Source organism: Pseudomonas sp. RC2C2 (assembly GCF_018390435.1).
Classification (GTDB): domain Bacteria; phylum Pseudomonadota; class Gammaproteobacteria; order Pseudomonadales; family Pseudomonadaceae; genus Aquipseudomonas; species Aquipseudomonas donghuensis.
The window spans coordinates 1,428,139-1,454,963 of record NZ_JAHBAX010000002.1 but is presented as its reverse complement, the minus strand read 5'-3'; the positions used below and the strand labels follow the sequence as shown (position 1 = coordinate 1,454,963).

Annotated in this window: 25 protein-coding genes; 14 read left to right on the top strand and 11 right to left on the bottom strand. The window is 63.1% G+C overall.

Annotation, left to right across the window (positions count from 1 at the left end; translation table 11 throughout):
* The first annotated feature begins 3 nt into the window (after window positions 1-3).
* From ureE to KHO53_RS25155, 5 genes are all read left to right on the top strand, one after another.
* Window positions 4-483 (top strand): urease accessory protein UreE, encoded by a 480-nt coding sequence (gene ureE / locus KHO53_RS25175; protein WP_010223638.1) that lies wholly within the window; start codon window positions 4-6, stop codon window positions 481-483.
* Between the two features lie 22 nt (window positions 484-505).
* Entirely contained in the window at window positions 506-1,051 is a 546-nt protein-coding gene (locus KHO53_RS25170) for a HupE/UreJ family protein (RefSeq protein ID WP_010223636.1), read from the top strand.
* Entirely contained in the window at window positions 1,051-1,725 is a 675-nt protein-coding gene (locus tag KHO53_RS25165; protein WP_010223635.1) for an urease accessory protein UreF, read from the top strand. Before KHO53_RS25170 ends, KHO53_RS25165 begins: the two co-directional genes overlap by 1 nt.
* 10 nt (window positions 1,726-1,735) lie before the next feature.
* Window positions 1,736-2,356: an urease accessory protein UreG gene (gene ureG, locus KHO53_RS25160; RefSeq protein ID WP_010223633.1), complete on the top strand. Its 621-nt coding sequence runs from the start codon at window positions 1,736-1,738 to the stop codon at window positions 2,354-2,356.
* Between the two features lie 100 nt (window positions 2,357-2,456).
* On the top strand, window positions 2,457-2,942 hold the full coding sequence (locus KHO53_RS25155; RefSeq protein ID WP_010223631.1) for a DUF2199 domain-containing protein: 486 nt from the start codon (window positions 2,457-2,459) through the stop codon (window positions 2,940-2,942).
* Between the two features lie 47 nt (window positions 2,943-2,989).
* Here the strand turns inward: KHO53_RS25155 and KHO53_RS25150 are convergent, their stop codons facing one another.
* Complete coding sequence (locus KHO53_RS25150) at window positions 2,990-3,310, bottom strand: cupin domain-containing protein (RefSeq protein ID WP_026001370.1); 321 nt, start codon at window positions 3,308-3,310, stop codon at window positions 2,990-2,992.
* Between the two features lie 73 nt (window positions 3,311-3,383).
* Between KHO53_RS25150 and KHO53_RS25145 the strand changes: the two genes are divergently transcribed.
* Window positions 3,384-5,288 carry a M14 family metallopeptidase gene (locus tag KHO53_RS25145; protein ID WP_213571185.1) on the top strand — a complete coding sequence of 635 codons (1,905 nt, stop codon included), beginning with the start codon at window positions 3,384-3,386 and terminating at the stop codon, window positions 5,286-5,288.
* 91 nt (window positions 5,289-5,379) lie between these two features.
* A complete protein-coding gene (locus tag KHO53_RS25140) occupies window positions 5,380-6,552 on the top strand; it encodes an MFS transporter (RefSeq protein ID WP_213571183.1) in 1,173 nt (390 codons plus the stop codon).
* A gap of 128 nt (window positions 6,553-6,680) precedes the next feature.
* Here the strand turns inward: KHO53_RS25140 and KHO53_RS25135 are convergent, their stop codons facing one another.
* Both KHO53_RS25135 and KHO53_RS25130 read right to left on the bottom strand, forming a co-directional pair.
* Window positions 6,681-7,466 carry a PhzF family phenazine biosynthesis protein gene (locus KHO53_RS25135; RefSeq protein WP_010223623.1) on the bottom strand — a complete coding sequence of 262 codons (786 nt, stop codon included), beginning with the start codon at window positions 7,464-7,466 and terminating at the stop codon, window positions 6,681-6,683.
* Window positions 7,467-7,471: 5 nt separating this feature from the next.
* Entirely contained in the window at window positions 7,472-8,167 is a 696-nt protein-coding gene (locus KHO53_RS25130) for a helix-turn-helix transcriptional regulator (protein ID WP_036995158.1), read from the bottom strand.
* Between the two features lie 172 nt (window positions 8,168-8,339).
* On the opposite strand from KHO53_RS25130, the gene KHO53_RS25125 reads away from it, so the two are divergent.
* The 4 genes from KHO53_RS25125 (at window position 8,340) to KHO53_RS25110 (ending at window position 14,167) form a co-directional block, all read left to right on the top strand.
* Window positions 8,340-8,855 (top strand): sigma-70 family RNA polymerase sigma factor, encoded by a 516-nt coding sequence (locus KHO53_RS25125; protein ID WP_026001368.1) that lies wholly within the window; start codon window positions 8,340-8,342, stop codon window positions 8,853-8,855.
* Window positions 8,852-9,799, top strand: coding sequence for a FecR family protein (locus KHO53_RS25120; RefSeq protein ID WP_213571181.1), 948 nt, complete (start codon window positions 8,852-8,854; stop codon window positions 9,797-9,799). Before KHO53_RS25125 ends, KHO53_RS25120 begins: the two co-directional genes overlap by 4 nt.
* A 77-nt stretch (window positions 9,800-9,876) precedes the next feature.
* Complete coding sequence (locus KHO53_RS25115) at window positions 9,877-12,333, top strand: TonB-dependent siderophore receptor (RefSeq protein WP_051636750.1); 2,457 nt, start codon at window positions 9,877-9,879, stop codon at window positions 12,331-12,333.
* Between the two features lie 262 nt (window positions 12,334-12,595).
* Window positions 12,596-14,167, top strand: coding sequence for a TerC family protein (locus KHO53_RS25110; protein ID WP_010223613.1), 1,572 nt, complete (start codon window positions 12,596-12,598; stop codon window positions 14,165-14,167).
* Here the strand turns inward: KHO53_RS25110 and rarD are convergent.
* Together rarD and KHO53_RS25100 are read right to left on the bottom strand one after the other, a co-directional pair.
* Window positions 14,130-15,017, bottom strand: coding sequence for an EamA family transporter RarD (rarD, locus tag KHO53_RS25105; RefSeq protein WP_159388767.1), 888 nt, complete (start codon window positions 15,015-15,017; stop codon window positions 14,130-14,132). The genes KHO53_RS25110 and rarD overlap by 38 nt on opposite strands.
* Before the next feature lie 61 nt (window positions 15,018-15,078).
* A complete protein-coding gene (locus tag KHO53_RS25100) occupies window positions 15,079-16,650 on the bottom strand; it encodes an EAL domain-containing protein (RefSeq protein WP_036995152.1) in 1,572 nt (523 codons plus the stop codon).
* 326 nt (window positions 16,651-16,976) lie between these two features.
* Between KHO53_RS25100 and hppD the strand changes: the two genes are divergently transcribed.
* Window positions 16,977-18,053, top strand: a complete 1,077-nt coding sequence (gene hppD, locus KHO53_RS25095) for a 4-hydroxyphenylpyruvate dioxygenase (RefSeq protein WP_010223608.1) — start codon at window positions 16,977-16,979, stop codon at window positions 18,051-18,053.
* A gap of 59 nt (window positions 18,054-18,112) precedes the next feature.
* On the opposite strand, the gene KHO53_RS25090 is transcribed toward hppD, so the two are convergent.
* Together KHO53_RS25090 and KHO53_RS25085 are read right to left on the bottom strand one after the other, a co-directional pair.
* Window positions 18,113-18,913, bottom strand: a complete 801-nt coding sequence (locus KHO53_RS25090; protein ID WP_010223605.1) for a CSS-motif domain-containing protein — start codon at window positions 18,911-18,913, stop codon at window positions 18,113-18,115.
* A gap of 142 nt (window positions 18,914-19,055) precedes the next feature.
* Window positions 19,056-19,751: a type 1 glutamine amidotransferase domain-containing protein gene (locus tag KHO53_RS25085; protein WP_010223603.1), complete on the bottom strand. Its 696-nt coding sequence runs from the start codon at window positions 19,749-19,751 to the stop codon at window positions 19,056-19,058.
* 179 nt (window positions 19,752-19,930) lie between these two features.
* Here KHO53_RS25085 and KHO53_RS25080 point away from each other — a divergent pair, with 179 nt between their 5' ends.
* The gene (locus KHO53_RS25080; protein WP_010223601.1) at window positions 19,931-20,368 is read left to right on the top strand and encodes a nucleoside deaminase; all 438 of its coding nucleotides are present in this window, start codon (window positions 19,931-19,933) and stop codon (window positions 20,366-20,368) included.
* 52 nt (window positions 20,369-20,420) lie between these two features.
* The gene (locus KHO53_RS25075; RefSeq protein ID WP_213571179.1) at window positions 20,421-22,460 is read left to right on the top strand and encodes a hybrid sensor histidine kinase/response regulator; all 2,040 of its coding nucleotides are present in this window, start codon (window positions 20,421-20,423) and stop codon (window positions 22,458-22,460) included.
* Here KHO53_RS25075 and KHO53_RS25070 read toward each other — a convergent pair.
* The 4 genes from KHO53_RS25070 to KHO53_RS25055 form a co-directional block, all read right to left on the bottom strand.
* Window positions 22,421-23,380 carry a lysylphosphatidylglycerol synthase domain-containing protein gene (locus KHO53_RS25070; RefSeq protein ID WP_010223597.1) on the bottom strand — a complete coding sequence of 320 codons (960 nt, stop codon included), beginning with the start codon at window positions 23,378-23,380 and terminating at the stop codon, window positions 22,421-22,423. The two genes, KHO53_RS25075 and KHO53_RS25070, sit on opposite strands and share 40 nt — an antisense overlap.
* Complete coding sequence (gene clsB / locus KHO53_RS25065) at window positions 23,377-24,588, bottom strand: cardiolipin synthase ClsB (RefSeq protein WP_010223595.1); 1,212 nt, start codon at window positions 24,586-24,588, stop codon at window positions 23,377-23,379. The genes KHO53_RS25070 and clsB overlap by 4 nt, the downstream gene beginning before the upstream one ends.
* Window positions 24,585-25,358, bottom strand: a complete 774-nt coding sequence (locus tag KHO53_RS25060) for an endonuclease/exonuclease/phosphatase family protein (RefSeq protein ID WP_010223593.1) — start codon at window positions 25,356-25,358, stop codon at window positions 24,585-24,587. Before KHO53_RS25060 ends, clsB begins: the two co-directional genes overlap by 4 nt.
* Before the next feature lie 232 nt (window positions 25,359-25,590).
* On the bottom strand, window positions 25,591-26,646 hold the full coding sequence (locus KHO53_RS25055) for a tetratricopeptide repeat protein (RefSeq protein WP_010223592.1): 1,056 nt from the start codon (window positions 26,644-26,646) through the stop codon (window positions 25,591-25,593).
* Window positions 26,647-26,825 lie beyond the last annotated feature (179 nt).

The window sequence follows — 26,825 nt, the reverse complement described above, 5'->3', positions numbered from 1 at the left end:
AGCATGATCCTCTTGACCCGTCGCCTGAGCGACACCGCCCAGGTAAGCGGCACCGTCACCCTCACTGTCGACACGCGCATCAAGAGCCGCGTGCGCGTCACCCTCGACGATGGCCGCGAAGCCGGCTTGATGCTCGAACGCGGGCAGTTGCTGCGCGGTGGCGAACTGCTTGGCGAAGCGCAGGGCGGCGAGGTGATTCGCGTGCTGGCGGCGGCCGAGCAGGTGTCCACGGTGCGCTGCGCCGATCCGCTGTTGCTGGCCCGCGCCGCCTACCACCTGGGCAACCGCCATGTACCGCTGCAGATCGAGGCCGGCCTGGTGCGTTATCAGCACGACCATGTGCTCGATGAGATGGTCCGCGGCCTGGGCCTGGAGGTGGAGCTCGAGCAGGCGCCGTTCGAGCCTGAAGCCGGTGCCTACCAGAGCGCGCCGCACAGCCACGCCCACAGTGACCATTTGTTCGTTCGCGTCGCTCAGCACTGATTGTCGATAAGGAGATTGCCCGATGAAAAAACTCATTACCCTCGCACTGCTGCTGGTTGCGGTTCCGGCGTTCGCCCACCCCGGCCATGACGCCAACCCGTTGCAGGACGGTTTGCTGCACCCGCTGACCGGCCTTGATCACTTGCTGATGCTGCTCGGCACCGGCGTGCTCGCGGCCCTGACCGGGCGCACCCTGGCGCTGCCGTTGCTGACCCTGGGCGCGATGTTCGGCGGGGCGCTGATGGGCCACGTGTTCGGCGGTGTGCTCGGCATGGAAACCATGATCATCGGCTCGCTGCTGGTGGCCGCCGCGGCGCTGCTGGTGCCCAGCCGCCAGGTATTGCTGGCCCTGGCCATGCCGCTGTTTGCCCTGTTCCACGGTTGGGCCCATGGCGTTGAAGCCAGCCCGGGCGCGTTCTGGGTGTTCAGCGCAGGGTTCGTCAGCGTCAGTGGCCTGTTGTTGCTGGTCGGTTTTGGCGCGGGATGCCTGCTGCGTCGGCACCAGGGCTTGCAGAAGGCCTTCGCTGGCGGCCTGCTGGCCGGCGCCGCGTTGGTGCTGGCCGGTTGATGAGCCACGACCTGAAGCTACTGCGCTTGCTGCAACTGGCCAGCCCGAGCCTGCCGGTGGGTGGTTTCACCTACTCGCAAGGCCTGGAGTGGGCGGTGGAGGCCGGCTGGGTGCAGGGCGCCGAAGGTTTTCGCAACTGGCAATGCCAACAGATCGAGGACACCCTGTGCCACCTCGACTGGCCGCTGCTGGCGCGGCTGTATCAAGCTTGCCTGGATGACGATGCCGAGGCGTTCGCGCGCTGGAGCCGGTTTTTACTGGCCAACCGCGAAACCGCCGAACTGCGCCTGGAAGAACGCCAACGCGGCATGGCCCTGACCCGCCTGCTCGATGGCTGGCAACTGGGCCAGGCGCCTGAATGGCGTGCGTCGCTGGAGCTCAGCCAGCTCGGTGGCATGGCCTGGTTGGCTGTGCACTGGGAGATCCCGTTGCGTGATCTGGCCCTTGGTCATGGCTATGCCTGGCTCGAAGGCGCGGTGATGGCCGGGGTCAAGCTGGTGCCGTTTGGCCAGCAAGCGGCACAGACCTTGCTGCGTGACCTGAGCGAAGTTCTACCCCAGGTGCTGCAAACCGCCCTGGCCCTTGGCGATGACCAGCTCGGCGGCGGCTTGCCGTTGCTGGCGATTGCCTCGGCGCGGCACGAAACCCAATACACCCGCTTGTTCCGATCCTGAGGAACCCCCCATGCAAAGCTACCAACAACCCCTGCGCGTCGGTGTCGGCGGCCCGGTCGGCTCCGGCAAGACCGCGCTGCTCGAAGCGCTGTGCAAGGCCATGCGCGACCATTATGAGATCGCCGTGGTGACCAACGACATCTACACCAGGGAAGACCAGCGCATCCTCACCGAGGCCGGCGCCCTGGCCCCCGAGCGCATTGTCGGGGTGGAAACCGGTGGTTGCCCGCACACCGCGATCCGCGAGGACGCCTCGATGAACCTGGCGGCGGTGGAAGAACTGGCGCGCACGTTCGGCAACCTCGAAGTGATCTTTGTCGAGAGCGGCGGCGACAACCTCAGCGCCACCTTCAGCCCGGAGCTGGCGGACCTGACCGTGTACGTGATCGATGTCGCCGAAGGTGAAAAAATCCCGCGCAAGGGCGGGCCGGGGATCACCAAGTCGGACTTCCTGGTGATCAACAAGATTGACCTGGCGCCTTACGTCGGAGCTTCGCTGGAGGTAATGGAAAAGGACACCCAGCGCATGCGCCCGCAACGGCCGTGGACCTTCACCAACCTCAAGACCGGGCAAGGCTTGCAGCAGGTGATCGATTTCATCGTCGAGCGGGGCATGTTGAAACCGCTGTGATCGTCAACAGCATCGCTGGCAAGCCAGCTTCCGCAGGAATGCGTGGGCCTGATAGAGTCGCCACCCCCAACGACTCGATCCAATGCAGGAGGCAACTTTGATGATGTGCAGTCAGTGCGGCAAGGACCACGCCGATGACCTGGGTGAACTGGCGTTCCGACGTCCGGATGCGCTGTTCGCGCTTAGCGCCGAGGAGCGCGAGCACAAGGTTAGGGAAAGCAACGACTGGTGTGTGATCGCCGGCGAGCGGTTTTTTCTGCGGGCACTGTTGCCACTGGCCGTGGCGCAAATGAACGATAGCTACTGCATCGGTATCTGGGTTGAACTGCAGCCGAGCGATTTCGAACGTGTCTGCGAGCTCTGGCGTGATGAGGGCCAGGCTGGCGAGCCGCCTTTTGCCGTACGCCTGGCCAACAGCATTGCCAACCTGCCAGAGACCCTGGGGCTGGAAGGCCTGCTGCAGTTGAGCGGGCCGACCTCACGCCCCAGTGTGACGCTGAGCGCCAGCAGCCACCCGTTGGCCGTGGAGCAGGCCAACGGGATTTCCTTGCACCGCGCGCATGAGTACAGCGTGATCTTCGCCTGAAAGGCCCAGGCCCGTATCGTGCTGGGTGGCCAGGCCTATGCCACCCATCAGTCATAATGTACCCCGAGCCACACCGTGGCCTGGGTGCTGTCGGTCCATTCGACCCGATGCCGGCAGTGCGCCGGAATATCAATGAAATCCCCCGGTCGTAGCACCCGCTCGGCAGGCTCATGTTCCAGCCGCAACCCGGCAGACCCGGCCAGCAGCAGCACCCATTCGCCCTGCGCCTGGTTGTACCAGAACCCCGGTGGGCTGGCCTGGCCGTGGGAGACGATGCGTTCAATGCGCAGCCCCGGGCGGGTCAGCAGTTGTTCGAAGTGCTCTTGTGCGCCCGCCGTGGGCAGTGGATCAAACAGGTTGTCGAGCATGGTGGCCTGGCTCTCGTCTGGTTGCACGTTGTGGTTTAAGGTGGGCACCTGCCACTCATGATAGGGATTGATCATGAAACACCCGCTTTTGCGGCCCCTCGTTGTTGCAATGCTGCTGGGCGCGGCCCTGCCAGCCCTGGCGGCATTGCCAAGCGCGCCGTCCTACATCGACGATAGCGGTTATTCGCCGGCTGCCAAGCAGCGCATCCTGCCGCCAATGTTCGCCCAGACCCTGACCAGCACCCGCTACCTTGCCAAGCCGGACAACCCGCTGATCACCCAGGCCGAAGCCAGCGAATTCCGCCAGACCAGCAACTACGACGAAACCCGCGCCTACATGACCCGCCTGGCGGCGGCCTCCGGTGGCAATATCGTGCTCAACGACCTGCCGGAAAAAAGCGCCGAAGGTCACCCGATGTTGATGGCCATCGCCTCCCTTGAGGTCGACAAATCGCCGGCCGGGTTGAATGAATCGGGCAAGCCGACGATCTTCGTCGAGGCCCAGATTCACCCGGGCGAAGCCAATGGCAAGGATGCGATGTTCATGCTCCTGCGTGACATGACCACGGGTGACAAACCGTTGGCTGCCTTGCTGGAGAAGGTCAACATCCTGTTCATTCCCACCGTCAATGTCGACGGCGACCTGCGCCGCAGTGCCTACGGGCGGATCAACCAGAACGGCCCGGATGAAACCGGCTGGCGGGTCAACGGCCTGAACTACAACCTCAACCGTGACTTCACCAAGCTCGACAGCGCCGAAATCCGCAACGTCGCCTGGGTGTTCAACACCTACCAGCTGAGTTTCTTCGCTGACATCCACTCCACTGATGGCGCCATGTACCCTTACGACAGTTCGTATTGCCACAATGGCAATGGCTGGTCGCCGGCCAGCAGCGCCTGGATGGACAACGTCATGCGCGCACCGGTGTACCAGGCGCTGGAGGCCGACGGCCATGTGGTGCACGAGTGCATCAGCCTCAACAGCAACCAGGACCCGAGCCAGGGCTACTACCCGTACCGCACGGACTACGCACGTTTTTCCAACCAGTACGGCGATATCCGCAATGTACCGTCGATCCTGATCGAGCAACACGCATTGCACCCGTACCAGACCCAGGTGCTGGGCAATTACGTGATGCTCAAGAGCATGTTCCAGGTGATCGGCGATCAGGCGGTGTCGCTCAACGAAGCCATCCGCCAGGACCGCGAACGCCTGGAGACGCAAGAGCAGGTGACCCTGACCTGGAAGCCGGGCAAGGCCCAGACCACAGCGTTTACCGTAGGTGATTACCGCTATGAGCAGTCGCCGATTACCGGCGCCAGGACCATTGTCTGGAGCAACACGGCGAAAAAACTCAAGGTCCCGGTCACCGGCAACACCGAGCCCGACCTGGTGGTCAAGCGGCCCCGGCAGTACGTGGTGCCGGGGCAGTGGCGCGAGGTGATCGCCCGGCTCAAGGCCCATGGCATCCACATGACCACTCTCGACAAGCCGACACCGATTGCCGTTACACTGTATCGCATGGATGAGGTGAAAGTGGCGGGTGGTTTCGAACCCGATCGCACGCAAAGCAACCAGATCCCCGGTTACGAAGGGCGCTTGCTGGTCAGTGGCGTGGCCAAGCCGCTGGAGCGCTTGCAGACCTTCCCGGCCGGTTCGGTGGTGATCGATACCGACCAGCCGTTGGGCGTGCTGGCGGTCAACCTGCTATACCCCGAAAGCCCGGACTCGTTCTGGGCCTGGGGCTTCTTCAATTCGACCCTGGTGGCGGCTGAAGAGCCGGAGGAATACGTGATGGAACCCATGGCGCGCAAAATGCTCGCCGAGAGCCCGGAACTGAAGGCCGAGTTCGACAGCAAGCTCAAGAACGACAAGGCCTTCGCCGCCAGCCCCAGCGCACGCCTGCACTGGTTCTACGCGCGCACGCCGTTCTATGACGTCAATGCGTTTGTCTATCCGGTGGGCGCGGTGTACTGACCGGGTATCAATCGGTCTGAAATCGGTATTGGTCTTGGGCAAAAGCGGTGATCTATAAAGGCTCTGGTCTTTCAGCCAGAGCCTACATTGCATGAACATCCGCCGTCGCTCGCTTTTCGCCGCCAGCATGGCCCACGCCGTGCACGACGGCCTTACCGACGTTATCTACGTATTGCTGCCGCTGTGGCAGGCGCAGTTCGCCCTGAGTTTTGCTCAGGTCGGCCTGCTGCGTGGCGCCTATGCCGGGATAATGGCGGGCCTGCAACTGCTGGCCAGCCGCGCGGCAAAGCGCTGGGGCCGGGAGCGCCTGTTGGTCGGCGGCACCGCCCTGGCCGGGCTGGCTTACCTGGTTGCCGGGCAGGCCAGTGGCCTCGCTGTGCTGTTGCTCGCGCTGTTGCTGGGCGGCCTTGGCGCCAGTACCCAGCACCCCCTGGCGTCGTCGTTGGTCACCGACACCCATGAGGCCGGGGGCGGGGTCAAGGAGGCGCTGGCGCAGTACAATTTTGCCGGCGATATCGGCAAGATGCTGGTGCCTGCCGGGGTCGGTTTGCTGTTGCTGGTAACCAGTTGGCAAACCAGCGTCACCGTGCTGGGCCTGCTTGGCCTGGCTGCCGCCGGCGTACTCTGGTGGCTGCTTGCGCCGCAGCCGTCGTTGCCGTCGAGCCCGCGCAAAACCGTGCCTGCCCGTGGTAACGACTCCGGCAGCGGCCTGGCCGCCTTGCTGCTGACCGGCACCCTCGACAGCGCCGTGCGCATGGGGTTTCTTACCTTTCTACCGTTTTTGCTGCAAGGCAAGGGCGCCGGCTCCGCGGGTATCGGCCTGGCGTTGATGCTGCTGTTTGTCGGCGGCGCCTTCGGCAAGCTGGTGTGCGGCTACCTGGGTGCGCGCATTGGCATGATGAGAACCGTGTGGTTCACCGAGTCGGCCACTGCGTTGCTGATCCTGTTGATGTTGTTCCTGCCGCTAGCGGCGATGATGGCGCTGTTGCCGCTGCTGGGCCTGGTGCTCAATGGCACCTCGTCGGTGCTGTACGGCGTGGTGCCGGAACTGGCGGGGGCGGGCAGGCGCGATCAGGCCTTTGCCTTGTTCTACACCGGCACCATTGGTGGCGGCGCGCTGGCGCCGGTGGTGTTCGGCCGCCTAGGCGATGGGGCCGGCATCACTGCGGCGGTAATCGGCCTGGCGGCGCTCCTGCTGCTGACCCTGCCGTTGTCCTGGTGGGTCGAGCGGCAACTGCATAGCTACCTGCCAAGGACCCTTTAGGCGCAGCGGTCGCAATCCAGGCGCCACCGGGTGTGCTGGCTGGGCGGTCCTCATCGCTGGCAAGCCAGCTCCCACAGGTTCTGCGCCAGCCGAGCCCTGTGGCCAGGGCAGCCAGTTGTTGAGCCTGCTCAGATAAAGATCGTTCCGCGCAGGTACAGCGCACCCTCACCGCTGATGATCACCCGGCCGTTGTCCAGCACTTGACAGTGCAGCTGGCCCTTGCGCACGCCGCCTTGCTCGGCCGTCAGGCTGCGCTTGCCCAGGCGCTCGGCCCAGTAGGGGGCCAGCGAGGTGTGCGCGGAGCCGGTGACCGGGTCTTCATTGACGCCTACCCGCGGGCCGAACCAGCGCGAGACGAAGTCAAAGTGCTTGCCCGGGGCCGTGACCGCAATACCGCGCACGTCAAAGGCCGCCAGCGCAGCATAGTCGGGCTCAAGATCGGCGATCAGCGCTTGATCCTCGACCACCACCAGGTAGTCATCGGTGCGGTACAGCGCCTCGATCCGCTCCAGGCCCAGGGCCTGCAACAAGCCATCGGGCACTGCCACGGCTTGTGGCTGCTTGGCCGGGAAGTCCATGGCCAGGCGAGCACCGTCACGGCGAACCCGCAACTCGCCGCTACGGGTGGCAAAGCGCAGGGTGTCGCGCTGTTCAGCGAACTGCTCGAACAGCACCCAGGCGGTCGCCAGGGTGGCGTGGCCACACAGGTCGACTTCTACCGTCGGGGTAAACCAGCGCAATTCGAACAGCTCGCCATTGCGCACCACATAGGCGGTTTCCGACAGGTTGTTCTCGGCAGCAATCTGCTGCAGCGTCGCATCCGGCAACCAGGCCTCAAGCGGGCACACTGCGGCCGGATTGCCGCCAAACGCCGTGGCTGAAAACGCGTCTACCTGGAACATTTCAAGTTGCATGCTGCTCATTCCTGTCCGTTGTCTGTCGCCCGGATCTGCTCCAGGTAGTTGTAGATGGTGTAGCGGGTCACGCCGAGTGTGGCGGCGGCTTTCTCGATACCGCCCTTGACGATGAACAGGCCGCGCTCCTGCATGTGCCGCACGGCCTGGATCTTTTGCGCTTTCTTCATGCCTAGCACGCCGCCGGGGCAGGCGTCCTGGATGATTTCGATCATCAACTGTTCCATGTCCCGGGATTCATCCGGCACTGGCGCAGGTGCGCTGGCCAGCCCCAGCAGGCCTGCGAGCACGTGATGCGCGGCAGCGATCGCGCTGAGGTCGGTGTTGATGCACAGGCTGGCAAACGGCTGCCCGCTGCTGTCGCGATAAACCACGGTAGCGCTGCGCAAGGGGCGGCCGTCGGGGGCGAGGGTGGCGTAGTTCTCGACCACGATCGGCTCGCTACTGGAGCGATCGTCCATCGCCCGGCGCACGGCGGCGAAACCCTGGTCATGACGCGGCCCGGCCAACACCGAATCACCGACCTGGCGCCCGGTGACATGGCCGTTGGCGATGGCGAGGATGGAGCGCTGCGGGTTGAGCACGTCATGCAGGACGATTTCGGTATGGGAGCCGAGTGCATGGCTGAGCATTTTCAGGGTGCTGTGCAGTACGCCGAGGATCAGCTGTCGTTCGCTGCTCAATGCGCTGGAAACCTTCATCAGGGCCTTCGAGGGAGTTGAATGGTCGCGGTCAAATTATCAACTAGTAGTTGAAATATCAACTAACTGTAGATTTTATGTCTAGCATCTCCACCCGCTAGGGCCCTTCAGGATTGCGTCCGCCCGGCTCAGGCACTTAAGATATAACCATTCTCATTTAATGCCTGCGCCGATGAAAGTGCCTCCTCCTGCTGACAGTCTCGACACCTTGTACAAGGGCTATCACGGCTGGTTGCTGGGGTGGCTGCGACGGCGCCTGGACTGTCCGCACAATGCCGCCGACCTGGCCCAGGACACTTTCGTGCGCCTGCTCAATGCCGGTGCCTACGTGGCGCCGCGCGAGCCGCGAGCGTTTCTGGCCACGGTGGCGCGCCGCCTGCTGGTCGATCGCGGCCGTCGGCAAAAGCTTGAGCAGGCGTACCGTGAAGAACTCGCGCGGCACGTCGAGCACCTCGAGCAGGCCCCTTCACCCGAACAACTGCTGGCGGCCGTAAATGCCCTTGAACACATTGCCCGCGCGCTGGAGCAGATGAGTGCGCGCGCACGTCAGGTGTTTATCCTGCGCCACCTGGAAGGCCTGAGCCATGCGCAGATCGCCGAGCGCTTCCAGGTCTCGAGCAAAACCGTGCAGAACGATCTGGTCCAGGCCTTGCTGCAGTGTCATGCCGCCAGCGAGTCGGCACGATGAGCCCGTCACCCAGCGCCGCGGTGTTGCGCGAGGCGGCCGAATGGTTGGTACGCCTGGATGATGAACCGAGCGCTGCCGACCAGCAGGCGTTCAGCGCCTGGTTGGCCGAGGCCGATGAACACCTGGACGCCGTGCAGCGTTTGCAAGGCAGCCTCGCACCGCTGCGTGAACTGCCGCGTGTGCCGGCCCGTGCCGCCTTGCAGCGGGTGACGGCGCGAGCCCCCGGCAAGCAGGCACTCAAGGCGCTGGCCGTCAGCCTGGCGCTGTTGCTGCCCGGCGCTGCCTTGCTCCAGCATTATCCGCCGGCCTACCTGATGGCCGATCTGCGCACCGGTACGGGCCAGTGGCGCAGCGAGCAATTGCCGGACGGCAGTCGGATCAGCCTGGAGGGCCGTACGGCGGTCGACCTGCAGTTCGACGCGCAGACCCGTACCGTTCGGTTGCTCAGCGGTGACATCCTCGTGGACGTGGCCAAGGATGCCGCCCGGCCGTTCCGGGTGGTGACCGAGCATGGCAGCATTCGCGCACTGGGCACGCGTTTTAGGGTGGAGCGCCTGGACGAAAGCACGCGCCTGGTGATGATCGAGTCGAGCACCGAAGTGCGCAGCGGCGCCAGCACCCAGACGGTGAGCGCCGGACAGCAGGTACAGTTCAGTGCCTCGGGCATGCAGGCGGTGCAGGCAGTGGATGCCTCGGGCCAGGAGCAGGCCTGGGCCAGGCAGCAGATGCTGGTGCGCGAACAACCCTTGAGCGAGGTGCTGGAGCGCCTGGCCCGCAATCACCAGGGCTACCTGCTGTTCGATGCCAAGGCTCTGGCGCACCTGAACGTCACCGCGGTGCTGCCTGCCGACGACAGCGAGCGGGCCTTGCGCCTGCTGGCGCGCAGCTTCCCGATCCGGGTCGAGCACTACACGCCGTGGCTGACCCGTGTCAGGCTCGAATAAAAATTATTATCAAACGCTTCCAGTTCTTGTTACCCGAGCGTCCTTGTATTAGCCCAATACATCGGAGAGTCGGGAACATGCTTTCACCCAAGCCATTCAAGCCCTGCCGTGCGTTGACCCTGGCGGTCCACTTCGCCCTCGGCGCCGTGCCTCTGCTGGCTGCCCAGCCGCTACAGGCCCAGCAGCAGATAAAACGCTACGACATTCCTGGCGGCCCTTTGGGTGACGTGCTGAGCCGCTTTGCCCGCGAGAGCGGCCTGGCCATCTCGTTCAATGCCGGGCAAGTGGCAGGCCTTGCCAGCGCCGGTCTGCAGGGCAGTTACGCCGTGCAGGAAGGGTTCGCCCAGGTCCTGCGGGGCCATGCATTGCAGGCACAGGCGAGCAGCGATGGCTATGTGCTGGTCGAGGTGCCCGCCGCCAATGGGGCATTGGAACTGGGCGCCACCAGTATCAATGGGCAGGTGCTGGGAAGCATCACCGAAGACAGTGGCTCCTACACCACCGGGCCGATGCAGACGGCGACCAAGCTGGCCCTGACCATCCGCGAGACACCGCAGTCGGTAACGGTGATCACCCGACAGCGCATGGACGACCAGAACCTGCGCAGCCTTGAAGATGTGCTCAAGAGCACCCCCGGCATGTCCATGACCAAGGATGGCCCGCAGCGCCCGACGTTCTACGCGCGTGGCTTTACCGTGGAAAACCTGATGAACGACGGGCTGTCCAATGACCTGTCGCATTACCTGTCGCGGGACATGAACTCGGCGCCGGACATGGCCATCTACGACCACGTCGAAGTGGTGCGCGGCGCCACCGGGCTGATGCAGGGGGCGGGTACGCCGTCGGCGGCCATCAACATGGTGCGCAAGCGCCCGACCGCGGACCCGCGCGTGAGCATCACCGCCAGCGCCGGTAGCTGGGACAACTACCGCAGCGAAGTGGATGCTTCCGGGCCACTCAACGACAACGCCACCTTGCGCGGGCGGGTGGTCACGGCGTACCAGACGCGCAACAGCTTTCAGGACGTCACCGATAGCGAGCGTTCGGTGTTCTACGCCATTGGCGAGGCCGACCTCAGCGACAACAGCACCTTGACCCTCGGCGTCTCCAACCAGCGCGTCAACAACACCGCGACCTGGGGTGGCCTGCCAACGGCAATCGATGGCAGCGACCTGCATTTGTCCCGCAAGACCTACCTGGGCAATGACTGGGAGTACTGGGACCAGGACAACACCACCGTGTTCAGCCGCCTGGATTACCGCTTCGACAACGACTGGAAACTGCTGTTGGCCGCCAGCCGCACCTGGTCGGACCTGAAGATGCTGGGCACCATGACCGAACGCATGGGCGATGAGGGCGAGGTGTTCGGTCAGTACCTGGGCCAGTACCACTATGACGATGAGCAGAGCAGTTACGACGCCTACGCATCGGGGCCTTTCCAGTTGCTCGGGCGGACCCATGAACTGGTGGTCGGTGCCAGCCGGCGTGAGCTGACCTTCGAAGGCAAGGGCAACTACAGCGACGACGCGATCGGCATGGATATCTACAACTGGGACCCGGGCTCGCTGCCCAAGCGCGAGCTGGACCTGAGTTACTGGCATCAGGATCGCGAGACCTCGCAGACCGGCGCCTACCTGACCACCCGCTTCAACCTGGCCGACGACCTGAAGCTGATCCTCGGCGGGCGCCTGGACTGGTACGACAACGACACCCGTACCCGCAACGGCAGCCGCGCGCCAACCGGCAGCGACTACTCGGTGACGCGTCATGTCACGCGTTACGCCGGCATCATCTATGACCTGGATGTGCACCATTCGCTGTACGCCAGTTACACCGACATCTTCAAGCCGCAGTCGGAACTGGACGCGGCGGGCACCGCGATCGAGCCGATGGAGGGCAAAAACTATGAGCTCGGGATCAAGGGCGAGTACTTCGACGGCAGTTTGAATGCCAGTGCCGCAGTGTTTCGCATCGACCAGCAAAACCGCGCCAAGACGCTTGAGATCAATGAGTGTTCGGCGCTGGTGCCCAGTTGCGCGGAGGCTGCCGGCAAACTGCGCAGCGAAGGGATCGAGCTTGAGCTCAACGGCACCGTTCTGCCGGGGTGGGAGTTGGGCGCGGGCTATACCTTTGCCCAGGTCAAATACGTCAAGGACAGCAACCCGGCCAACGAGGGACGCCTGTTCGATACTGATATTCCCCGCCATGTGTTCAAGGCCTTCACCACCTATCAACTGCCGGGTGAACTGCAACGCTGGAAGGTCGGCGGCGGCCTGTACCGGCAGAACCAGATCTACAACAAGGGCAACAACTTCTATGCCACCGAGAGCCGTTACCGTATCGAGCAGCAGGCCTATACCCTGGTCGATCTGATGCTCAGCTACCAGGCCTCCGAGCACCTGGATGTGCGCTTGAACCTGAACAACGTGTTCGACAAGAAGTACTACCAGAGCATTGCCGGCAATACCGCCTACGGCGGCAACCTGTACGGTGATCCGCGCAACTTCATGCTGACCACGCGCTGGAGCTTCTAAGGGCCGAGCCTGCGGGGTAACCGCAGAGGGCACAGGTAAGGCAAGAGCGGCGCCCTTGATGTGCGGGCCGCCGCTCAAGCCTTACAGAATTTGAAATAGTTTCATGCTGTGAGAAAAGACTGCTGCAATTGTAGGATCACTTCCCCAATTGATTTCAGGTTGACATGACTTCGTTCTCGGAGCCCCCCAGTACCCGGCCGTTCCGGCCTTTCTCCCGTCCTTGTGACGCTTCCCGCCTGTTCCCGCACATGAGTAATCGCCCATGGAATGGCTAGCCGACCCCACGGCCTGGCTGGGCCTTGCCACGCTGATTGTGCTGGAGCTGGTACTGGGTATCGACAACCTGGTATTCATCGCCATCCTCGCCGACAAGTTGCCGCCCCATCAACGCGACCGCGCGCGGGTGATCGGCCTGTCGCTGGCATTGATCATGCGCCTGGGCCTGCTGGCCAGCATTTCCTGGATGGTGACCCTGACTGCGCCGCTGTTCGAGGTGTTCGACAAGCACTTCTCCGGTCGCGACCTGATCATGCTGTTTGGTGGTGTATTCCTGCTGTTCAAGGCCACCATGGAGCTGCACGAGCGCCTGGAAGGCCACGTTGCGCAAAATACCGGCAGCGTGCGGCATGCCGCGTTCTGGCCAATCGTGGCGCAGATCGTGGTGCTTGATGCGGTGTTCTCCCTGGACGCGGTGATCACCGCCGTGGGCATGGTCGAGGAACTGTCGATCATGATGATCGCGGTGGTCTTCTCGATCGGCATCATGATTGTCGCCAGCAAGCCGTTGACCCGCTTCGTCAACAACCACCCGACGGTGATCATGCTGTGCCTGGGCTTCTTGATGATGATCGGCTTCAGCCTCACCGCCGAGGGCCTGGGCTTTCATATCCCCAAAGGCTACTTGTATGCGGCCATTGGCTTCTCGATCCTCATCGAGCTGTTCAACCAGTTGGCCCGTGCCCGGCGCAAACGTAGCCTGCAGCAGCACCGGCCGCTGCGTGAGCGTACCGCCCATGCGGTCATGCGCCTGCTGGGCGGGCGTCGGGTCGAGGCCGACGACGTTGGCGAGGAGATCGCCGACCTGGTTGAAGGCGGTGAAGCGCAGGTGCTGTTCGACCGCCGCGAGCGGGTGATGATCAGCGGCGTGCTGAACCTTGCCGAGCGGCCAATCAAGACGGTGATGACGGTTCGGGCCGAGGTCGACGCGATTGACCTGGCGCAGCCGGCCGAGGCGATTCGCACTGCTCTGATGCATTCGTCCTATTCGCGCCTGCCGCTGATTCGCGACGGGCGCATCGAAGAACCCCTGGGCTTCGTGCACAAGAAGGAGCTGCTCAAGGAGCTGCTGGCCGGTCATCAGCCCGACCTTGAGAGCCTGGCCCGGGTGCCGCTGAACCTGCTGGAGAGTTTCAGCATCCTCAACGCCCTGGAGCAGATGCGCAACCAGTCGACGCACATTGCCTTCGTGGTCAACGAGTTCGGTGATTTCACCGGGGTGCTGACCATGACCGATATCCTCGAGTCGATTGCCGGCGAGCTACCGGATGCCAGTGAGGTCGAGGGGCCGGGCATTGTCGAAGACGAGCAGGGCTTTGTCGTCAGCGGCGCCCTGAACCTCAGCCAGATCCAGGCGCGCACCGGTTTTGCCGCCAAACCCACCGAGGACTACCAGACCCTCGCCGGCCTGGTCATGAGCCTGCTCGATCGCTTGCCAATGGTCGGCGACAGCCTGGTGTGCAATAGCTGGAAGATGACCGTGGTCGCGGTGGAGGAGCGTCGGGTGCGGCAGGTACGCCTTACACCGAACGCCGCCGTTGACGCAGCAGGTGCCTGACGCCCTCAGCGATCAGCACCAGCACCGCCAGCCAGATCGGCAGGTAGGTCAGCCACTGGTCGGGGCCGATGGTCTCGCCCAGTAGCAGGGCGACGGCCACCAGCAACACCGGTTCGACATAGCTGAGCAGGCCGAACAGGCTGAACGCCAGCAGGCGGCTGGCCAGTACATAGCAGATCAGCGCCAGGGCGCTGATCACCCCCAGCAGCGGAATCAGGCCGTACAGCCCCGGATGCTCGGCCAGGTCCCGGGCCGACAACGGGCCCTGAATGACGAAGTACAGCGCCGCAGGCAACAGCAGGCACATGTCGGCCCATAGCCCACCGAGGTGATCGGTGGCGCATTTGCGCCGCAACACGAAGTACAACGGGTAGCCGCCGGCGACCAACAGGGTTTCCCAGGCAAAGCTGCCGTGCTGGTAGAGCTCATGGCCGACGCCGGTCATCGCACAGGCTACCGCCAGTTTCTGCAGGCGCGACAGGCGCTCGCCATAGACCAGGCGGCCGGTCAGGACCATGGTCAACGGCAACAGAAAGTAACCCAGCGAGACTTCCAGGCTGCGCCCGTGCAACGGCGCCCAGAGGAACAGCCAGAGTTGCACGCCCATCAACGACGACGTCCCCAGCAGGCCGAGCAACAGCAGCGGCTTACGCCGCACGCGCGCCAGCAACCCGGTGACCAGCGGCCAGTCGCGGGTGAACAGCATGAACAGGGTGACGCACGGCAGGGTCAGGAGCATGCGCCAGCCAAATACCTCTTCGCCATCCAGGGGTGTCAGCAGCGAGGTGTAGTAGTACATCACGGCAAACAGGAACGATGCCGTGACCGATGTAATGATGCCTTTTGACACAAATGCCTCGGTTGCAAAAGATGACAGAGCGGGTAACCCGCCATGATCTCAGGCTGCAGGCCTAACCGGCAACCTCCGCCCTCTGTGGCGCGACCTCGGCCTGGGCCGCCAGGGCGCGGACAAAGTCTTCTATCGGCATCGGCCGGGCGAACAGATAGCCTTGCTGAAAATCGACGTTGTGGCGTGCCAGGTAGTCGCGCTGGGTGTCGGTTTCCACGCCCTCGGCGACGATGCCCAACTCAAGCTTGGCCGACAGCTCGATGATGCTGTCGAGAATGTGCAGCGACAAGGCGTCGACGCCGATCAGGGCAACGAAACTCTGGTCGATCTTCAGGTAATCGACCTTGAACTGGCGCAAATAGCTGAGGCTGGACTGACCGGTGCCGAAGTCGTCGATGGCGATCATCACCCCCAGTTCGTGCAGCTTGGCGAACAGCGTCTGGGTGGCCTCGCTCGGGGCGATCAGTTTGCGTTCGGTCAACTCCAGGGTCAGCAACACCCGCCCGGGCGGGAAGGCGGCGAGAAAGTTCCGGCAGTCGTGGTACAGGGCCAGGTCCTGGCAGTGATCGGCGGTGATGTTGATGCCAATGTGAAAGCCATCGTCCATCAGCGCGGCATGCGGCGCCAGAAGCTGGGCGGTGCGCTGCATGAGCAGGCGCGTCATCGGTACGATCTGGCCGCTGTGTTCAGCATAGGGAATGAACAGGTCGGGGCGCACCAGGCCTTCACGCGGGTGCTGCCAGCGCATCAGCACTTCGGCACCGGCCCAGCGGTAGTCGCCCTTGCGCACCACCGGCTGGAAGTAGGGCAAAAATTCGTCGGCCTCCATCGCCCGCTGCAGTTCGACCCGCGGCGAACTGGCCCGGCGCAGCATCCAGCGGCACACGGCGCCGGCGATCACGCCGAGAAACACCAGCAAGCCGAACAGGGCAGGGTATTCGTCGCGCATCACCTGGCCGATCTTGCCGTGCTCATAACCGCTGTGAATCGAGAACGGGTAGTGGCTGGAGTCGAGCCGTACCGGTGCAACGGCGGCAGCGGGGGCGAGCCCCTCATGCACCAGGCCGTCCTTGCCCATCCAGTAGCGCCCCACCTGCAGCAACAATTGGGTGTGCGGGCCGATCAGGCGCAGGGCGGTGAGCAGGTGATCACCGTCGACGGTGCTGATGGCGCCACGCTCGCCTTCGTAGACCCGATACACCAGCAGGGGGTGGCCGGGGGTCACCGAGTTGCCATTCATCAACCAGAGTTTGCCATCGACATAGTCGCTGGCGTTGACCTGCTCGCTGTAGGGGCCGAACAGCGAACTGCAATACAGTTCGTTGCGGTACACCAGATTGGTCGAGCGCACGAACGAGCGACGGGTGACCTGATCGCGCAGGGCCAGTTTTTCTTCCATGCACGGCAGGCCGGCCAGCGGCAGCAGCGACCTGGCCGCACCGGAAATGTTATCCAGGATCAGCTCCACCTGCGCCACCACCTGCTGCGCCGTGGCCTGGCTGCGTGCGTCAAGCGCGCGCTCGGCCTGCAGGTGCATGATCACCAGCCCGCAAAGCACCGGCACGGCGCCGACGGCCCAGGGCAGTAGGGCACGCAATGTCCAGCGTCCGGGACGTTTTACCGTGAGCGGCATGGCAGCTAACCTGTATAAGCGCAGGGAATGAAAACGGCGGTGTGCCTAGGATAGCCGCTCGTCGGCCGATGGGTGTCAACTTAAGTGCGGACAAAACGGTTTACGCACTGTAGAATCCTGTTACGCATACAATAATAAGGTTCTCCACCGTCGGGGAATCAACCCACCGAGAATGGGTCCATATGAAGTGTCATGGGTTCAAGCTGATTTATGGTGACTACCTCGCCAGAAGTGTGAGGGGCATCTCTTGCGCGCCACCACGCCTGCTCGACATCGATAGCAATTAACGACCGTTATTTACCCGCTTTGATGATGAGGAAACGAGCATGGCTGATATCTTTGAAAACCCGATGGGCCTGATGGGCTTTGAATTCATCGAGTTCGCGTCGCCGACCCCGGGCGCCCTGGAACCGATCTTCCAGATCATGGGCTTCACCAAGGTGGCCACCCACCGCTCCAAGGACGTGCACCTGTACCGCCAGGGCGACATCAACCTGATCCTGAACAACGAGCCGAAAAGCGTCGCCTCGTACTTTGCCGCCGAGCATGGCCCGTCGGTATGCGGCATGGCTTTCCGTGTGCGTAATGCCCACGAAGCCTATGCCCGAGCCCTGGAACTGGGCGCCCAGCCGGTGGAAATCGAAACCGGGCCAATGGAGCTGCGCCTGCCGGCGATCAAGGGTATCGGCGGCGCGCCGCTGTACCTGATCGACCGTTTCGAGGAAGGCAGCTCGATCTATGACATCGACTTCAACTTCATCGAAGGCGTCGATCGTCATCCGGTGGGTGCCGGCCTCAAGATCATCGACCACCTGACCCACAACGTTTACCGCGGGCGCATGGCCTACTGGGCCGGTTTCTACGAGAAGCTGTTCAACTTCCGCGAGATCCGCTACTTCGACATCAAGGGCGAGTACACCGGCCTGACCTCCAAGGCGATGACCGCGCCCGACGGCATGATCCGCATCCCGCTCAACGAAGAGTCGTCCAAGGGCGCCGGGCAGATCGAAGAGTTCCTGATGCAGTTCAACGGCGAAGGCATCCAGCACGTCGCGTTCCTCTGCGACAACCTGCTCGAAAGCTGGGATGCCCTGAAGAAACTCGGCATGCGCTTCATGACGGCGCCGCCAGACACCTACTACGAGATGCTCGAAGGTCGTCTGCCAGGTCACGGCGAGCCGGTTGGCGAGTTGCAGAGCCGTGGCATTCTGCTCGACGGTTCGTCCGAGGCGGGTGACAAGCGCCTGCTGCTGCAGATCTTCTCGGAAACCCTGATGGGCCCGGTGTTCTTCGAGTTCATCCAGCGCAAGGGTGACGATGGCTTCGGTGAAGGCAACTTCAAGGCATTGTTCGAATCCATCGAGCGTGACCAGGTGCGTCGCGGTGTGCTGAGCACCGACTGATCTGGGCGGTCACTGAAAAGGCCATTGGGCGTGTGCTCAATGGCCTTTTGTATGGGTGATCACTCAGTCGGCGACGACGGCCTGCGGCGTTGCCTGAACAAACCCCAATAAGCCACCGCAGACGTGATGATGCCAACCAGCAGCAATGATGGCGCGGTTGAAGCCATGGCCTGGGTGATCATCTGCCAGGTATGACCATCCGGGTAGCCGGCATGCACGGTGTAGCCATACTTCTCCGAGACCGTGCGCTGGAGATTTTCCTTGTGATCGGGCACTTGCGAGGCGCTGCCATTGCCGGTTGCCCAGATATAGTCATTACCGAATTGCAGTACCAGGACGATGGCGTTCTTGAAACCCTGCAACTCGGTCTGCAGGATGCGGGCATCGCTGATGGCGATCACGCCGAAAGGGTATTCCTGGATACGGTAATGCAACACCGGAACATCCGGAGTGATTTCGTTGCGCAGGTCCAGGCGCAGGCGCTGGTTGAAGAAAGTGCCAGGGTCCACCGCCGCGTCAAAGTCGCCGAGCAGGGTGCTGCAATAGCCGCGGTTTTCCCTGACCAGCACCAGCGAGCGCACGTTGGGCTGTTTGAAGGCTTGCTGGCGCAGGGTGGGGAGAGCGCTCTCGCAGCGTTGTCCGGCCAGGCTGAGTACCGCACCGGCGGCGTCATGCAAGGTATCGATTACCCGGTCAATGACGTAAATGGCTTCAACGGCGGACAATTCGGAGGTTTCTTCCTGTTTGCGCTCGACCTGAAGTGACAGCACCAACAGCCCGCATGCGACCGGTGCCAGACCGATCAGGAGGGTAAGCAGAAATTCGAGCAGACTACGGCCGGCAAGACTGGGTGGAGCCATGATTGCACCTCTATGCTGAACGTAACAACGACCTTCCTGGTCGTGTGGTTACGCGTCAGCATAAAGAGTGAAGTCAGAAGCGACTGTAGGCTTGATTTACTCTGCGCGACGTACCAATCGACAATCGGTGTAATCAAGCGACTCAGCGCTTTTTCAGCGCTTCAATCACCCGGTCCGCCACAACGCCCGCCGACGCAGGGTTCTGGCCGGTGATCAAGCGTCCTTCCTTCTGATCGGCAATGGCGAAGGCTTGCCACGGCTCTTCGGCCTTGACGTACAACCCGCCGCGGGCCTTGAGCTCGGTTTCGGTCAGGTAAGGCACCACCTTGTCCAGTTCCGCCAGTTTCTCTTCCGTGTCGGAAAAACCGGTTACCTCGCGGTCCTTGACCAGCAAGGTATTGTCGCTGAGCTTGATATTGAGCAGAGCAACGGCGCCATGGCACACCGACGCCACCACGCCACCGGCTTCGAAGATGCGCCGGGCCAGGGTTTGCAGCTCAATGTTGTCGGGAAAGTCCCAGATCACACCATGGCCGCCGGCATAGTAAATGGCGCTGTAGTCCTGGGCCTTGACTTCGCCGGGGGGCAGGGTGTTGCCCAGGCGGTTCATGAACGCCTTGTTCTGATACCACTCCCAGTCGATATCCGCCGCCATTTGCAAGCTGTGCGGGTCGATCGGTACATAGCCGCCGCCGGGGCTCAGGTAGTCGACCTTGTAGCCAGCCTTTTCGACCTTGTCGACAAAGTGCACCGCTTCACCCAGCCATAGACCAGTGGCGCGCTTCAGCGTCGGGTATTTGGCCGTATTGGTCAGCACCACCAGTATCTTCTTGCTCATCGCAACGCTCCCTGATTCCGGAACCGATCCGGACTGCCCGGATCGCAGTGGAGAAACCTGTTCAGCATAGTAGCGGCTGGCATGGATGCCATTCCCCGCCGGCGATATGCTAGCCTGCGAGGATATCGCCAGCTTTGCTACAGGGAGTCTTCAAGCGGATGAACACTTTGACCCAACCCGTGGATGCGTTCATGCAGGCGGCCATCGATGAGGCCCGTCTGGGCCACGAAGAGGGTGGCATACCGATCGGCTCGGTGCTGGTGCATGACAACCGGATCATCGGCCGTGGCCACAACCGTCGCGTGCAACAGGGCAGTGCGATCCTGCACGGTGAAATGGATGCGCTGGAGAACGCTGGCCGTCTGCCAGCCAGCGTCTATGCCCAGGCGACCCTGTACACCACCCTGTCACCGTGCCCGATGTGCAGCGGGGCCATTCTGCTGTATGGCATCAAGCGCGTCATTGTGGGCGAAAACCAGACCTTCATGGGCGAGGAAGACCTGCTCAGGGCCCGTGGTGTCGAGGTGCAGGTCCTGCACAATGATAACTGCGTCAAAATGATGAAGGATTTCATCGAGGATCGCCCCGAACTCTGGAACGAAGATATCGGCGTCTAGGTCCGATCATCAAACTCCTTACCGCCAGCCGAGCTCGCCCATGTCAGTACCGATGAGTGTCAAGGTTCGCAATCACGACTGGGGCAGCACCGCCCTTGGGCCTTTGCACCTGTGGCCGGCGTCATTGCGCATTGCCGTGGACATGCTCCTGGCGTCGAAATTTCCCGGTTGCCTGATCTGGGGGCCGCAGCTGGTAACCCTCTACAACGATGCGTTCAAGCCGATCCTCGGGGCCAAGCCCGAGGCGCTCGGGCGCGGTTTTGACGAGGTCTGGAGCGAGGCCTGGGACAATATCGGCGCGCTGGTGTTTCGCACCCTGTCCGGCGAGGCGATCTTCATCGAAAACTTCCCGTTGATGATCAATCGCAACGGTTCGATGGAGCAGACCTACTTTACCTTCTGTTTCAGCCCTATCCGCGATGAGCGTGGGGCGGTAGCGGGGTTTCTCGACACGGTGATCGAGACCACCGCCAGCGTCGAGGCCGAACAGCAATGGCGTCATCTGGCCAACACGTTCGAGCGCCAAGTGCAGGAGCGCACGGCTGACCGCAATCAGTTCTGGCAACTGTCCAGCGATATCATGTTGATGGTCCTGCCGGACCTCACGATCAGCGCGGTGAACCCTGCCTGGACCCAGGTCCTGGGCTGGCACCAGGACGAAGTGCTGGGCTGCTTGATCATGAATTGGGTCCATGCGGACGATTACCAGGAGGTCGCGTCGGTGGTTGAGCGCCTGCGCGCGGGCCAAGGCACTGGAAACACGGTCAGTCGCTTGCGTCACAAAGACGGGCACTATCGTTGGTTCAACTGGGCAGCGGTGCCTTCGGCGCTTGGTTTTACCGCCGTAGGCAGCGACATCACCCTGGAGCGCGAGCGCGAAGAGGCGTTGCGTCACGCTGAAGAATTGCTGCACCAAAGCCAGAAAATGGAGGCAATCGGTCAGCTTTCCGGCGGCATGGCCCATGATTTCAACAACCTGCTGACCAGCATCAGCGGTAGCCTGGAACTGCTCGAACGGCGCATTGCCCAGGGGCAGCTGGATAACCTGCACGTCTACCTCGATGCCGCCCGTGGCGCGACCAGGCGCGCGGCGTCCCTGACCCATCGATTGCTGGCCTTTTCCCGGCGCCAGGCACTCGATCCCAAACCTGCCAGTGTCAATCAGTTGGTACTGGACATCGAGCGGTTGATCCAGCAGACCCTGGGTACGCACATCGAATTGCAGGTGCAGGTCGAGCCTGCCCCCTGGTGGGTGCTGGTCGATGCCACTCAGCTTGAGAATGCCCTGATCAACCTGTGCATCAATGCCCGCGACGCGATGGGGGCCGGTGGCTGCCTGCGCATCAGTACCGGAAACGAACGCCATGAGTTGCCCTTAGAGGGCGAAGATGGCCTGGGCCCGGGCGACTATTTTTCGCTACAGGTACAGGACAACGGTCAAGGCATGAGTGCCGACATCGTCGCGCGTGCCTTTGACCCGTTCTTTACCACCAAGCCGGTAGGCCAGGGCACCGGGCTTGGCCTGTCGATGGTCTATGGGTTTGTCCGCCAGTCGGGCGGGCGGGTATGGATCGATTCGAGTCCCGGGCAGGGCACCCGGGTGAAGATACTCCTGCCACGCTACCTGGGCGAACTGCCGGAATCCGCGCGTGGCAAGTCTTCTGGCAAAGCCTACGCACGGGCCAATGGCGAGCGCATCCTATTGGTCGACGATGAGAGCAGCTTGCGTTCAATGATCAAGGAGGCCCTGGACGAGGAAGGCTTCGAGGTGTTCGTCGCGGGCGATGCCAATGCGGCGCTGCAGCAGTTTCAGGCGTTGGGCTCGGTCGACCTGCTGATCACCGATATCGGCTTGCCGGGCGGCTTCAACGGCCGACAGCTGGCCAATGCCCTGCGCATGCTGCAGCCAGAGCAGAGGATACTGTTCATTACCGGCTTCGCAGCACAGGAAGTGACCGAACAGCAAGTCCTTGAGCCTGGTTCTGCGCTGATGACCAAGCCTTTTTCCCTGCAAGACCTGGTCCACCAGGTGCAGGAGATGCTGGCACCGGTTCAGCCGCTGGTTTGCGACCTGTCCCCGGTGCTGCGCTGACTGGCCAGGTGCTCGAGCACCAGGTACGTCAGTGTGGCAATCAGCAGCGGCAGCAGAAAGTAGATCGCCCGATAGCCAATCAATGCCGCAAGCAGCGTACCTTTGCCGTAGCTCCCGTGCAGCAGGGAGAGAAACACTGTTTCAAGCACACCGAGCCCGGCCGGAATATGGGTAATGACCCCGGCAATGCTGCTGATCATCAGCACCGCCAGAAGGGTCGGATAGTCTGCCCCTTTGGGCAGCAGGGTGAACACCACCAGCGCCATCAACGACCAGCTGCAGGCGCCCATCAGCATTTGTAGCGTGGCCAGGCGGATGCCCGGCAGGCTGATCTGATGCTGGCGCAAGCGCCAGGTACGACGGGTGGCGAACCCGCAGGCAAGCCAATAGATCACCGCCACCAGCAACAGCAGCGCGCCGATCAGGCGCAGGCCGGTATTGCCGATCTCCATGCCGGCCGGCAATCTGGGCAGCCCGCACACAAACAAGCTACCCGCCACCACGCAGTACCCCACCCAGTTGGTCAGTAGCCCCAGGCTGAGCACCCGGGTAATGGTCGAGACCTTCAGGCCGAGGCGGGTATACAAGCGGTAACGTAGGGCGATGCCACCGACCCAGGCGCTGAGGTTGAGGTTGAAGGCGTAGCACACGAACGCCAGCGGCAGCACCTGACGGGCCGGCAGGTGGTGCCCGGTGTAGTGGCGCCCGAGCAGGTCGAAGCTGCTGAACAGGGCAAAGCTGCCCAGGGTCACGCCAGCGGCCAACGCCAACGTGCTCCAGCGATAGGCGGCCAAGGCCTGGTGCACTTCCTGCCAGTCGAGGTTTTTCAGCACGCTGAACAGCAACACCGGCACCAGGATGAAAAACGCCAGGGTCAGTGCCTGCCGCGCACGGCGCCAGCGCTTCCGGTGCTTGTTCATGTCGGTTTTCCCGGTAGTTCGTGCCCTTCGTACAGCGGTTTGAGCCGTGGTACATGGGCCGGCAGCCAGCCAATCAGGGCCGGAAAATGGCGGATGAAGTGAAAGGTCAGGAAGATCAGCGGCGCCCGCCACCAGTAGCCGCGCAGCACGCGTTTCAGGCTGACCGCTTTGCAGCGATGGGCGGTGAGCTCCTGCAGGTGCTCGTGCAGGCGGGTGTTGAAGGTCTCATCGCGGATGATCAGGTTGGCCTCAAGGTTCAAGGCCAGGCTCAGGGGGTCGAGGTTGCTGGAACCGACCGTCGACCAGTGCCGGTCCACCAGCGCCACCTTGCCGTGCAAGGGCCGCTCGCAGTACTCGAAAATCCGCACGCCGTCGCTGATCAGGTAGTTGTACAGCAAGCGCGAGCACATTCGCACCCAGGGCATGTCGGGCACGCCCTGCAGCACCAGGGTGACCCTCACGCCGCGGCGGGCGGCATTGCGGATCGCCCGTAGCAGCCGGTAACCGGGAAAGAAATAAGCATTGGCGATGGTGATCCGTTCGCGCGCACCGTTCAACGCCCGCAGATAGTGCTGCTCGATGTCATTGGGATGATCCTGGTTATCGCGGATGCACAGGGTCATGCTCGCCTGATCACTGTCCGGGGCGATCGGCACCCGCCGTTGCCACCAGCGCCGGCTGCCCGGTTTGAGCGCGCTGTGTTGTTCCAGCAAGCGCAGGGTAGCGCGCTGCAGGTCGGCGACGATCGGCCCGCGCACCTGTACCGCGTAGTCCTGTTTGGCCATCGGTCCGAAGTCGGCCAGGTGATCGGCGCAATAATTGATGCCGCCGACAAAGCCGACCTCGCCGTCGACCACCAGGATCTTGCGGTGCAGGCGGCGAAACAGGTTGGTGCGCAGGCCCAGGCGTTTCGGGCTCGGGTCGAACGCCTGCAGGTGAACGCCGGCGTCGCTGAGTTCGCGCAGGTAGTCGACGCTCAGGTCGGCGGTGCCGTAACCGTCGACCAGCATCTCGACCTTGACCCCGCGCTTGGCTGCAGCGATCAACAGTTGCTGCAGCTGCTTGCCGACTTTGTCTTCAAAGATGATGAAGGTTTCCAGGAGGATTTCCACGCGCGCCTGTTCAATGGCGGCAAAGGCACTGGCGAAATAGTCTTCACCGTTGATCAGCAACTGCACCTGGTTGTCGGGTCGCCATTGGTTGTTCACAGGAGCACCTCCACTGCCAATGGCAGGTGATCGGAAAGGTGGGTCCAGGGCTTGCGGGCCATGACCTTGGGCGCATGCGCGCGGGCGTTGCGCAGGTAGATGCGGTCCAGGCACAGCAGCGGCCAGCGCGCCGGAAAGCTGCGCGCCGGCTGGCCATATGCCTGGCTGAAGACTTCCCGCAGGCCGCACTCGAGCAGCACCCCATCGGCGCGCTGGCGCCAGTCGTTGAAGTCGCCGGCAACGATGACCGGGGCATCGCCGGGCAGGCTGTGCAGCAGCGCGCAGAGCAGGCGCAACTGTTGCTGGCGCTGGCGTTCGTCCAGGCCCAGATGCACGCACACCGTGTGCAGTTCGGTCTCCGCCGGCAGCGCCAGGACCGAATGCAGCAGGCCACGTTGCTCAGTGCCGTGGACGCTGACATCGAGATTGTCGTGGCGCAGGATCGGGAACTTGGACAGCAGGGCATTGCCGTGTTCGCCTTGCGGGTACACGGCGTTGCGGCCATAGGCGAACACCGGCCAGAGGCTGTCGGCGAGAAACTCGTACTGCGGTACCTGCGACCAGTTGCGGTGGCGCAGGCCGTGCTGGCGGTGGCTGCCCAGCACTTCCTGAAGGAACACCAGGTCGGCGTTCTCGCTGCGCACCGCTTCACGCAGCTCGGGCAACACGTAATGGCGGTTCAGCGGGCTGAAGCCCTTGTGCGCGTTGACCGTCAACACCCGTACCCGATGCACTGCCGGCGCCGCAGCAAGAGGGCTGGTTGATTCCATCCGGCTCATGGCCGACGACCCTTGCCAAGGTAGAGAGGCCGGGTCAGCTGGCTGAGCTGCACCGGTGCCGGAATCAGTGCTCGTTCGGCATTGGCTAACGCATTGCCCACGGGTGGCCTCCGTTGATAACGCTCAGGCAAGCACTGTGGGTGCCTGCTGTCCTCGCACTATCTCTGGACCACAGGGGTTGCCGGGGGGTTCAACCGGGGTGGCGGACGGTTGTCGAAGCGGGTCAAAGACCTTGTTGCACCAGCGGGTCGTCCGGGTTCTGCTGTTCCAGCTGGGCCAGCAATACCTGCACATTCTGCAGTTGGCCGGTTTCTTTCCAGTACTCGATCAGCAGCACCCGCGCCTTGCGATTGGCCGGTTGCCGGGCAAGGATGGTCTCCAGCTGCTTTTGTGCGGCATCGACCTGCTCCAGCTGGTGCAGGCTGGTGGCCAGGGTGTAGCGGTAGTCGTTGTTCTCCGGTTCCAGCTCCAGGGCCCGGGCGAAGGCCAGCAGGGCGTACTCGTCCTGGCCATGGCGCAGCAGCCAGCGGCCCAGTTCATGTTGCAGGAAGGCTGAACCCGGGCGTTGTTGCAAGGCCTTGGCCAACACCTGGCGCGAGGCATCGGTCTGATTCTGGCGCTCCAGCAACTGGACCTGGGCGGCCAGTGCATCGAGATTGTCCGGGGCCAGTTGCAAGGTGCGCTGCAGTGCTTGTGCGGCCTCCTGGTAGCTGTTTTCGTGCAGGTACAGCTGAGCCAGGTGCAACTGCGCGCTGGCATCGTCGTCACGCCGGGCCAAGACCTGCTGATACTGCTCCAGCACCTCCTGCAGCGGGCCAAAGTACAGGCCAATGTCATCCGGGCCCAGCCCGAGCAAGGCATCGACCACCGCGAAACGCACACTTTGCTCGTCATCGTCGAGCAAGGGGCCGAGTACCAGGCTGCGCTGGGCGCCGGGCAGCATCGCCTGAATGCTGGCAATGGCGGCGCGGCGCACCAGCGGATCGTCGTGCTGCAGGTCGCGGCTGGCCAGTTTCAGGGCCAGGGGCGAGGGGTAGTTGGGCAGTTCGGCGTACAGGCTGGCGCGGCGGATAGGCGACAGGTCAGCGCGCCCCAGTTGCTGGTAAAGCACCCGTGCAGCGCCTGGCTGGCCGTCATGGGCCATGGTCAGCGCCTTGGTGTAGCTGTGCTTGAGGGCCGGTGCCGGTGCCGGGCTGTCGTCACGCCAGAAATAGCCACCAAGGCCCAGGATGATGAGCAGGGTCAGGCTGATGAACGTGTACTGGCGCTGTTTCGACATGGTGAATCCGAAGCGTGTCGCGGCTGCAAAGGGTTGAGCTTGGGTCACGAGGGCCGGTGGCGTCAAATGCAAAGCGTGGTTATGCGCTGACTGCATCGCCGGCAAGGTCCAGCGTATGCAGCACCTGTGGGAGCTGGCCTTGCCAGCGATGGGCTGCAAAGCAGCCCCTGGAATCGTCA